General features: G+C 58.3%; 7 protein-coding genes and 1 pseudogene. 6 read left to right on the top strand and 2 right to left on the bottom strand.

Annotation, left to right across the window (positions count from 1 at the left end):
* A partial coding sequence (locus tag JNM42_RS18670) for an aminotransferase class V-fold PLP-dependent enzyme (protein WP_294273875.1) occupies positions 1–384 on the top strand: 384 nt, incomplete at its 5' end.
* Positions 385–497: 113 nt separating this feature from the next.
* Entirely contained in the window at positions 498–1,667 is a 1,170-nt protein-coding gene (locus JNM42_RS18675) for a phosphoglycerate dehydrogenase (RefSeq protein ID WP_294273877.1), read from the top strand.
* Positions 1,668–2,096: 429 nt separating this feature from the next.
* On the opposite strand, the pseudogene JNM42_RS18680 reads toward JNM42_RS18675, so the two are convergent.
* Positions 2,097–2,891: pseudogene (locus JNM42_RS18680) on the bottom strand (NYN domain-containing protein); the annotation flags it as partial.
* Between the two features lie 155 nt (positions 2,892–3,046).
* On the opposite strand from JNM42_RS18680, the gene JNM42_RS18685 reads away from it, so the two are divergent.
* A complete protein-coding gene (locus JNM42_RS18685; RefSeq protein ID WP_294273879.1) occupies positions 3,047–3,559 on the top strand; it encodes a hypothetical protein in 513 nt (170 codons plus the stop codon).
* 130 nt (positions 3,560–3,689) lie between these two features.
* On the opposite strand, the gene JNM42_RS18690 is transcribed toward JNM42_RS18685, so the two are convergent.
* Positions 3,690–4,715, bottom strand: a complete 1,026-nt coding sequence (locus JNM42_RS18690; RefSeq protein WP_294273890.1) for an RNA methyltransferase — start codon at positions 4,713–4,715, stop codon at positions 3,690–3,692.
* 272 nt (positions 4,716–4,987) lie between these two features.
* Here JNM42_RS18690 and JNM42_RS18695 point away from each other — a divergent pair, with 272 nt between their 5' ends.
* From JNM42_RS18695 to JNM42_RS18705, 3 genes are all read left to right on the top strand, one after another.
* The gene (locus JNM42_RS18695) at positions 4,988–6,028 is read left to right on the top strand and encodes a GMP reductase (protein ID WP_294273881.1); all 1,041 of its coding nucleotides are present in this window, start codon (positions 4,988–4,990) and stop codon (positions 6,026–6,028) included.
* A 108-nt stretch (positions 6,029–6,136) separates the two neighbouring features.
* Positions 6,137–9,352, top strand: a complete 3,216-nt coding sequence (locus JNM42_RS18700; RefSeq protein WP_294273884.1) for a cyclic nucleotide-binding domain-containing protein — start codon at positions 6,137–6,139, stop codon at positions 9,350–9,352.
* Between the two features lie 36 nt (positions 9,353–9,388).
* Positions 9,389–10,713: FAD-binding oxidoreductase (locus JNM42_RS18705; protein WP_294273887.1), on the top strand; the 1,325-nt coding region annotated here is incomplete at its 3' end.

Genomic DNA, 10,713 nt, shown 5'->3' on the forward strand with positions numbered 1-10,713 from the left:
TCGATGTACAACACGCCGCCGACCTACGCCATCTACATCGCCGGACTGGTATTCAAGATGCTCAAGGCCAAGGGTGGTCTGGCAGTCATGGAGAAAACCAACCGCGCCAAGGCACAACTGCTTTACGAGGTACTCGATGCATCCAGCTTCTTCAACTCGCCGGTGGCACGCGACAACCGTTCGCTGATGAACATCCCCTTCACCCTGAAGGATGCGGCGCTCGACGACGAATTCCTGAAGGCCGCAAAGGCGCGTGGCATGGTCCAGCTCAAGGGCCACCGCTCGGTCGGCGGCATGCGCGCATCGATCTACAACGCCATGCCGATCGAAGGCGTACAAACGCTGGTCGAGTTGATGAAGGACTTCGAAAAACAGCACGGCTGAAGCTCGCTGATGCCGAAGGTCGGGTTAGCGCAGCGTAACCCGACCTACCCGAATTCAGAGCCAATCCAGGGGTATTTTCAAGGTTTAAAGGCCATTCAAACGAGGAAACCAGCATGACCCGCAAAATTCAGACACTCAACGCCATTTCGAAGAAAGGTCTCTCCCGACTTCCCGAAAGCTATGCCGTCAGCAATGACGGTACCGACCCGGACGCCATTCTGGTGCGCTCCCAGGTCATGCATGAATTGCCCATCCCGGCCAGCGTGATGGCCATCGGTCGCGCCGGTGCCGGCACCAACAACATCCCGATCAAGGCCATGAGCGAACGTGGCATCATCGTATTCAACGCCCCCGGAGCCAACGCCAATGCGGTCAAGGAACTGGTGATCGCCGGCATGTTGATGGGTACGCGCAACCTATTCCCCGCGATCAGCTTTGTCGGCGGATTGCAGGGCGATGACGAGTCGCTGCACAAACAGGTCGAGGCCGGTAAAAAACATTTCGTCGGACACGAACTGAGCGGCAGCACGCTGGGCATCATCGGCCTCGGCGCCATCGGCTCGATGCTGGCGGATGCAGCCATCCAACTTGGCATGCACGTTATCGGCCTGGACCCGGAGATAACCGTCGACGCCGCCTGGCGCCTGCCATCGCAGGTCAAGAAAGCGGTCAGCGTCGATGATCTCGTCAAGCGTGTCGACTTCATCAGTCTGCATCTTCCCATGCTTCCCTCGACCAAGGACCTGATCAATGCCGAGCGCGTCAAGCTCATGAAGAAGGGCTGCATCCTGCTCAACTTCGCCCGCGACGGCATCGTCAACGAACAGGCCGTGCTCGACGGGCTCAATGAAGGCCGGCTGCACGCCTACATTTGCGACTTCCCGAGCAACCTGCTGCGCCAGCATCCACATTTCGTCGCGCTTCCGCACTTGGGGGCCTCGACTGAAGAGGCCGAGGAAAATTGTGCCATCATGGTCGCCGATCAGGTGGCCGACTATCTGGAAAACGGTAACATTCTCAATTCGGTCAATTTCCCCAACATCGCCATGCCGCGCGAATCCGCCTTCCGACTGGCCATTGCCAACGCCAACGTGCCCAACATGCTGGGGCAGATCTCGACGACGCTTGCCGAAGCGGGCCTCAACATCCAGAACATGGTCAACAAGTCGCGCGGCGATCTGGCATTCACGCTGGTCGATGTCGGAAGTGCCGTACCGCAGGCGGTCATCGACAAGCTGAGCGCCATCAGCGGTGTGCTGCGCGTGCGATATCTGCCCGTCTGAAAGGCGTCAAGGAAGGGCCACCACCAGGGTGACTGATCAGGCTGAACGTCGGGTTACGGCGTCGGGTTACGGCCTTACGGCCTAACCCGATCTACGGTACTACGGTACAGCATTTATTGGCTGTCAGGCCGTTTCAGGTGCAGCCTTGGGTTTACGCCCCCGCCGACTGCGCGTAACCGGCTTGTTTTCACTCGGGGCGTCCACCGCTTCAGCCAGCGCCGGCACCGTCGGTTCTGCTTGTACAGTCGGCTCTGGCAGCGGATCGGCCTGGGCCTGTTCCTTGGCAGGGCGCTTGCTGCCGCCGCGCCCCCTGCGCTTTGGGGCTGGTGTCGTGCCCGTTTCTTCAGAGACGAGCGCCTCTTCCGTTACCATCGGCTCGCCAGGCGTTAGCTGTGCGGCGGGTATACTGCTGCGATAGACGAAGGCATTTGATTTTTCGTCACGCCCCAATTCGAGCAGACCGCGCGACTGCGCTTCCTCCAGCAGGTTACCGAATGCGCGGAAGCCATAGTAGCTCTCGTTGAAATCGGGTTTACGGCGCTTGATCGCCTCCTTGAGCATCGACGCCCAGATCTTGCCGCTGTCGCCACGTTCCGCCACCAGTGCGTCGAAGGTCGCCACCGCCAGATCGACGGCCTCACTCTTGCGCGCCTCAAGCTCGTCCTTGCGCTGCTTGTCCTCCTCCGGCGTGCGCCGGGCGGCAAGTTGGACCGCCTTCGGGTCGCGGCGCGCCGCCGAACGCTGGATCTCACGCACCAGATCGTCGTAGAAGATGAACTCGTCGCAGTTGGCGATCAGCAGATCGGATGTCGACTGTTTGACGCCGACCCCGATCACGTATTTGGCGTTCTCGCGCAATTTTGAAACCAGCGGTGAAAAATCCGAGTCACCGCTGATGATGACGAAGGTATTGACGTGCGATTTGGTGTAGCACAGGTCGAGCGCATCGACGACCATGCGAATGTCAGCGGAATTCTTTCCCGACTGGCGAACGTGCGGGATTTCGATCAGTTCGAAGTTGGCTTCGTGCATCGTTGCTTTGAAACCCTTGTAACGATCCCAGTCGCAATAGGCTTTCTTGAGTACGATGCTGCCCTTGAGCAGCAGGCGTTCAAGCACCGGTTTGATGTCGAACTTCTCGTAATTGGCATCGCGCACACCAAGTGCTACGTTCTCGAAATCACAGAACATCGCCATACTGACGGTATCGGGGGATGCGGCCATAGGTCTCTCCAGTGGGTTATGCTGGCAAGTATACAGCCCGCCGATGTGCAATTATTGCCAAATAATCAATTTCCCTAGGTAGAATCATCCAAACAGCTTTAGGTCAAACGCGATCAAACGCGTGGACGACAAAAATACGGGAGGAGATCGATACCATGTCCGTCATATTTGCCAAGACTCCGAAGGGGCAGGAGGAAATCGAGAAGCGAACCGGCGGACTCACGCCGCGCGTACGGCGCCTGCTTATTTTTGTAGACGGCAAGCGCAGTGTAGAGGATTTGCGCGCCCTGATAACCGCCGACGATCTGACCAACTCTCTTGGCCTGCTCGAAGAGCAAGGCTATATCGAAGTCATAGCGGCCAAGGATCGCACGGGACAAAGCGCTCCCCTGCCCGCCGCGCAACCGTTGCCCGCGATTACCGCTTTTCGCGATCTGGCCGATGCCGATTCGATAAGTCTGGCCAAAGCGAGAAATTTCATGACCAATACGATCAGCGCCTTTGTCGGCCCGGTCGGCACCAGCACCCTGATCGACAATATCAACAAGGCCGAATCGCACCTTGAACTGCGCGCCGTATTTGACGACTGGTACTACGTCATCGTAAGTTCGCGCGACGGCCGGCGGGAAGCGGAGACCCTGCGGGCGAAGTTGCTGGAAGTCATCTAAAGCCCCCCCGGCGTCAAGCTCAGCGCAGGCGGCGAGACTATTTCAGGATTCCGTTCGCCGATGCGCCGCCATGTGCTGACGGTACCTGATGCAGGCCAAAGGTCATGGCACTGACAAGCACCCCGAGCGATCAACGGGTATCCGCTCCTTGACGGCGTGCTCGCAACTGGCCGCAGGCACCATCGATACCCTGCCCGACCGTATCGCGCAGTCGAACCACAATGCCGCGCTGCTGCAGTTGCCCGGCCAGTGCGGCAGCCCGCGCCGACGCCGGGCGTTTGAAGTCAAGACCCTCGACCGTGTTGTACGGGATGAAATTCATCATCGCGTATTTGCCGGTGAGCAGTTTGACGATGCCGGCCATTTCCGCATCGCTGTCATTGACACCCTCAAGCAGGGTCCATTGATACTGGATCGGATAACCCGTCGCCCGCGCATAGCGTTCGCCCAGTTCAACCAGTTCTGCCGGGTCGATGCGGGGTGCACGCGGCAGCAGCCTGGCACGCAGTTCGGCGTCCGTGGTGTGCAATGACAGTGCCAGTGCCGGTTTCACGCTGGCCGGCGACAGTCGTTCGAATACCCTGAATACGCGGCGGTCACCGACGCTTGAAAAAACGAGATTCTTGTGCCCGATCGCCCCCGCTGTGCCGAGCAACTCGATCGCTTCGAGAACGTTATCCAGGTTATGTGCCGGCTCGCCCATGCCCATGAAAACGACCTTTCTGACCGTACGCCGCCGACGGGCAAGCACCACCTGTGCGACGATCTCGGCGCTGCCAAGCTGGCGCCGCAGGCCATCACGAGCGGTCATGCAGAAGACGCAGCCGACCGCGCAGCCGACCTGGGTCGAAACGCACAGGCCATCGCGCGGCAGCAATACGCTCTCCACCGTCTGCCCATCGGCCAGTTCGACGAGCAGGCGCGCGGATCCATCCTCGCCAGCATGTTCTGAATGCAGACGCGCGAGCGCCTGCAGATCGGCGCCAATGACGGGCAGTATGTTGCGGACGTTGAGTGGAAGATAATCCTCGGGCCGCTGTCGGCGTGCCCCGCTGTCCAGCGCGCGCGCCTGCAGCCAGGCGCGCAGCACACGTTGCTCGTGGCAGGGTTTGGCGCCGTGGTCGCGCAGGCGCTGACGGAGTTGTTCAATTCGCATCGAGGCCAAATGCTGGCTCCAGCCGACTCTGACCGTATAGCTGGGTGCAGGAAAGTTCATGAACACCGATTCCCGGGTAGTCATAAAGGAGTATTGTCCTGCATTTGGAGGCTTATGTATGTCGGACATATGAGAATCCGTTTTCGCACACCATGGCGGCAGTACGGCTGCACCTTTTCCCTTTGCGCCGGTCTACTGAAGCGAGGTCGTGTTGTTGGATTCTGCAGGGCAATATGAGATGTTTCGGATGACGATCAGAGGAAGGGAGCAGCATGCGCATTGAACAGGATCTGAAACTCGATTTCAAGGATGTACTCATTCGACCCAAGCGCTCGACGCTCACCTCGCGCTCGGAGGTCGATATCTCCCGTGATTTCGTTTTTCTCCACTCGCAACGCAAGTATCACGGCATTCCCATCATCGCCGCCAACATGGACGCCACCGGGACTTTCGCAATGGCGCGGGCGCTGGCCAGGCATCAGCTTTCCGTAGCCGTGCACAAGCATTATGGCGAAGCGGAGCTGCTCGGGTTTTTCGCCGAGCAACCCGCCATTCCCTCGGCATTCTATTCGATGGGGATCACACAACCGGATTACGACAAGTTTCGTCGTGTAAAGGAAAAAGCTGGCGGAACGATCGAATACGTCTGTGTCGATGTCGCCAACGGGTACACCAAGGCCTTTGTCGGGTTTATCCACAAGCTGCGCACGGCCTACCCCGACATCACGATCATGGCCGGCAATGTGGTGACCGGTGAAATGACCGAAGAACTGATTCTCGACGGTGTCGATATCGTCAAGGTCGGCATCGGCCCCGGTTCGGTGTGCACCACGCGCCGGATGTCCGGTGTCGGCTACCCCCAGCTTTCGGCGATCATCGAGTGTGCCGATGCGGCACATGGCCTGCACGGTCTGATCTGCGCCGATGGCGGCTGCACTTCACCGGGTGATCTGGCCAAGGCTTTTGGCGCCGGCGCCGATTTCGTTATGCTTGGCGGCATGCTTGCTGGGCACGACGAATGCGGCTTCGAAATCATCGAACACGACGGTATTCAGAAAATGCGCTTTTACGGGATGAGTTCGCGCGAGGCGATGGAAAAATACGCTGGCGGTGTCGCCGAATACCGGGCCGCCGAAGGCAAGGACGTACTGCTTGACTATCGCGGCCCGGTGGAAAACACCGTGCAGGAGATTCTTGGCGGCGTCCGTTCGGCCTGTACCTATGTGGGCGCACGCAAGCTCAAGGAGTTGTCGAAGCGAACGACCTTCATTCGTGTCACCCAGCAGTTGAATGAGGTTTTCGGGCAGGCCTGAGTGCGTGATAACGCGGGGCACCAGATTCCGCTGTGCTGACCATAGCCGCCTGATTTCCGATATGGCAAACATTTCTTTGAACCTTGGCATTTACGAAGGAGAGTAGAGATGCTGTCAGGCGTAGCAGAAAACAAGATGCGCCTGGTGAGAGCGCTTCTCACCCTGGGCTGGCTGGTATTGATCGTCTCGTTGTTCTGGGACCCCATCACGCCCGAACTGACCCGGCCTGAAAACGTCTCGAGTCCATTTCGTCTGAGCGGCAAGCTCGTCGAGGTGCAAGGAAAGGTTGTGCACTCGGAGCCTTACCCGATGACCAACCGGATCTTCTGGACCATGCTGATTCCGGTGTTACCCCTGTTTTTTCTGGTTGCCGGGCACGAGACGTGGCGGCGAATCTGCCCTCTCTCATTCGTTTCACAAATACCCCGCTATCTTGGCTGGAATCGAAAGCGCGTCATTCTGATCAGACGGACCGGCCAGATCGAGAAACAACTGGCGCTCGTCGGCAAGGAAAGCGGGTGGAGAAAAAACGTCTGGTACATCCAGTTCGGATTGTTGTTCATCGCGCTCAATGTGCGCCTTTTGCTGGTCAATTCAGACCGGACGGCTCTTGGACTGTTTTTTATCGGCGTCATCGCCACTGCGCTTGCCGTCGGCTATTTCTGGGGAGGCAAGACCTGGTGCAACTACATCTGCCCGGTGGCCATCGTCCAGAAGATCTACACCGAACCCAGGGGGTTGCTGGAAAGTCAGGCGCACATTTCGCGGCAGCCCATAACACAATCGATGTGCCGGACCTCGACCCCGGAGGGTGACCGGAGCATTTGCGTCGGATGTACGCCCAACTGTCCGGACATCGACCTTGAGCGATCCTATTGGGAGGGCATCGAGAACCCTGCGTTACGCCATGTCTATTACGCTTTTTTTGGCCTGATTGTTGGCTTCTATTCTTTCTTCTACTTCTATTCGGGGGGATGGGATTATTATTTTTCCGGGACCTGGACCCACGAGCGCGACCCGATAGGCGACCTGTTCAAGCCAGGGCTCTATATCAACGGAATGGAGATAGGAATCCCGAAGATTCTTTCCGCGCCGCTGATCATCGGTGTCTTTGTGCTCGCTGCCGTCGTCCTCGGCAAGGCGCTTGAAGCGTTTTATCGTTACCTGGTCAAGCGCATGCAAATGCCTCTGACCGAGCCGGAAATCATCAACCGCTGTCTCTCGTTCAGCGCCTATGTCTCGATCAATACCTTCTATATTTTTGGCGGTCGATCGAACCTGTTGTTGCTGCCTTCTGCGGCCCTGCGTCTGCTCGACATTATTATCGTCGCCCTGACTACCCTGTGGTTCTGGCAGGCAATACAACACAGCCCGATGCGTTATCGGCGCGAGGGACTTGCGTCAAGCCTGCTTGAGCAACTGCGCAAGCTCAAGGTCGATATCTCGAAATTCCTTGAGGGCCGCAAGCTTGAGGAGTTGAAGCCCGACGAGATCTATATTCTTGCCAAGACGCTGCCCGGATTCTCACGCGAACAGCGCCTGCAGGCCTACCGGAATATCCTCGAAGACGCGTTGCGCATGGGCAAGGCAGAGTCGAGCGCTAGCCTTGAATTGTTGCGCGAAGTCCGCACGGAAATTGGCATCAGCGATGACGAGCATCGCCAACTGCTGCAGGAACTGGGCATTGATGCTGCCGACACAATCTTCAATCCGACGGCGGCGGCAACTTTCGAGAGCTGGCTTCGGATCGACAACTATCGTCGGGTCATCGAGCCGGCTGTCATCGCGCATCTGGAACAGGGGCGGCGTCTGTCCTCCGCGCTTGCGGATGCGGAAGTTGCGGCCACGATCAGGAAGTACCGTGAGATTTACCAGATTTCGGAGGTCGAGCACGCCAATGTAATCGCGGGCATTACGGGCAGTGGTGGTTTGATGTTTGAGCGCGCCAGGCGGCAACTCAATCTACTGGCCGAGGATTCGGCCCTGATTTTCGGCTTGCGCTGCAAGATGCTGACCGACAAGCAATGGCAGCAGATCGGCTCGATTCTTGTCGCCAGTACCACACGTCGATCAAATGCTCTGATCACCCGGCTTTTTTCGATTCTGCTGACGCTCGGCGAGACAGCTCAGGCACGAGCAATTGCTGCGCATATCGCTGAACTGATGGGAAGTGATGTCGAATTGCTCTTGGCGATGCCCGTGTCCACCGGGGCGCGGGTCACGTGGGCCGAATCGCTGAATGCCCAGTTGGTCAATCTGCTGCGCGGTAGTCCGCTGGACGAAGCCTCAACGAATTCGGAAACGGGCGAGTTCCGAAGCCAGATCAGTTTTCGCTCAGCCATCGAAAAGGGGACCGAACTCATCGCCAACCTGCGCCGTGTCGTTATGGGTGATGATCAACTGGTCGGCGCGCTGGCCCTGACAGCGATTTCGTACCTCGATCTTGGCCTGGCGCGTCAGACGGGAGACGAAATCAAGCGCAAAGGGATTTCCACGCACTGGTTGATGGCCGAAGTAATCGCCGGTCTGTCGGGGGTTCGCGACGAAACGGGATTGAAAACCGCGAGTGCAGGGTTTACCCTGACCGTGGCCAGCCCGAATAGCGGAAAGCAGACGATGTCGTTTGCAAAAGACTATGTCACTGTCGGGCGCTCACCGGACAACGATGTTGTAGTCATTGGGCAGGTTGTTGCTCCCTACCATGTGGCGATTTGCCGCACAGGGACGCGGGTTGAAGTCCGCAAGTGCGATCCTTTTTCAGGCATTTTCATCAATGGACAACGGGGCGAATCGGACAGCTTGCCAATCGAAACCGGCGCCCTCCTCTCGTTCCTCCCGTCCAACCAGTCCGGGCCGTTGATCGTCGTCGAATGGAAGCTGCAAAGTGCCGATTTCATGCTGGAGAGTCACGATACAGTGACCCGATTGCTGTGGCTGTCACGCGCCACCATCTTCCGTAACCTTGCACTCGCTTCCCTGGCCGAAATAGCAGCCACCACGGAGGTACGGCGATACAGCCAGGGACAATGGCTTTGCCACGCAGGCGATGCCGCTACCGACGCATTCCTCCTGCAGGCCGGCTCTGCCGACATCCTGGCAACGCGGGACGGACAGGACGTCGTTATTGGAGCACTGCACGAAGGCGCCATTGTCGGCGAGCTTGGCGTGATCACCGGTCGCCCACGCACCGCCTCGGTTCGTATCTCCTCGCCTGTCGCACGGATTCTGACCATCAATGGCGAAAGACTCCGCTGGCTGATGGAAAGCGATGCGAGTGTATCCCTGGGCGTTTTGTCGGTGGTCGCGGGTTATGTCAAGAATTGATCGTCAAGCGCACCGTGCACTGAAAAGGAAATATCCATGCCGAATCAAACAGCGAACCACACCAGCCTGGCCGAGAACACAGCCAATCTGCTGTTCTCACTGTTCGTCTTCATCGCTGACGCAGACGAAGGGCTGAGCGCGCGCGAGGTGCAGCGCCTTAACGAGATGCTTGATGACACCAACTGGTGTTCTGGCAATTTCCTGCAAGGCGGGCTGGAAAATCTGCGCGGGCGTTATGCTGATCTCTGGAAGGACTATCAAAAAAAGACTTTGGTTCGCGATCTGCCGACCCTGGCCGAGAAGCTTGGCGCCGTTCTCGGTCAGCCAACGGCACCGCCGGCTGGCGAAGTGGTTACAGCCTTGCGAGAATTTCTCGATCACCTTTCCAGAAACTCGTCGTCAACCCTGGTTCGTCTTGGACTGGCGGCCCAATCCCCGGCCAAGCAGAAAGCGCGTCAGGATGTCGACGCTTTGCTGGAACAACCGTTTGCCGATCGGCGGGTTCAAGCAGAAAAGGCCATGCCGTCACCGGTCAACGGAGCGGGGCAAATATCCGCCTCCCAGGCCGAAGCCTGTGGCGCCGACCTGTCCATCTGGCCTGCGGCAACCCTCGCCTATTCGCCTGATCTCACCTGGAAGCGCGGCAGGACAGCCGTGCGCTGTGTGGCCGTCATACCCGAGACGCATGACGTCAAGACCTTTGTCTTCCAGGCAATCCAGCCGGTTCTCTTCGCCTACAAGCCGGGCCAGTTTGCCACGCTTGAGCTTCCGATTGAGGGCAAGACGATCCGGCGCAGTTACACCATCTCATCGTCACCCTCTCGACCCCACACCCTTTCGACTACGGTCAAACGGGTACCCGGCGGCCTCGTTTCGAACTGGCTGCACGACAACATGCAAACGGGATTCGAATTCAACCTCTCCGGTCCGAACGGCGATTTCACCTGCTTTGACGCCCCGGCGCAGAAGCTGCTGCTGATCGCCGCAGGCAGTGGTATCACACCGGTGATGTCGATGTTGCGCTGGATTGTCGATACCTCGTCATCGGCGAACATTGTCTTTCTCAACAATATCCGCACCCCGGCCGATATAATTTTCGGGCGCGAATTCGAATACCTCGGGATGCGCATGGGGGCCAATCTGAAGATGGGAATCATCCCCGGAAGCGTCGAGCCGGGTCAGTCATGGAACGGGCCTGTGGCCCATTTCAGCGAGCACCTCGTCAGGCTTTGGGCCCCTGACTTTGTTGAACGCGAGGTGTTTGTCTGCGGACCTTCCGGATACATGGATTGTGTCCGCAGCACGCTGGAGCGTATCGGATATCCAATGCACCGCTACCATCAGGAAAGCTTCGGCGCCCC

Source organism: Propionivibrio sp. (assembly GCF_016790145.1).
Classification (GTDB): domain Bacteria; phylum Pseudomonadota; class Gammaproteobacteria; order Burkholderiales; family Rhodocyclaceae; genus Propionivibrio.

Bases quoted from the DNA above. Each gene is read 5' to 3' on its own strand.
- JNM42_RS18675 (WP_294273877.1), top strand. From the start codon at position 498: ATGACCCGCAAAATTCAGACACTCAACGCCATTTCGAAGAAAGGTCTC.
- JNM42_RS18685 (WP_294273879.1), top strand. From the start codon at position 3,047: ATGTCCGTCATATTTGCCAAGACTCCGAAGGGGCAGGAGGAAATCGAG.
- JNM42_RS18690 (WP_294273890.1), bottom strand. From the start codon at position 4,715: ATGCGAATTGAACAACTCCGTCAGCGCCTGCGCGACCACGGCGCCAAA.
- JNM42_RS18695 (WP_294273881.1), top strand. From the start codon at position 4,988: ATGCGCATTGAACAGGATCTGAAACTCGATTTCAAGGATGTACTCATT.
- JNM42_RS18700 (WP_294273884.1), top strand. From the start codon at position 6,137: ATGCTGTCAGGCGTAGCAGAAAACAAGATGCGCCTGGTGAGAGCGCTT.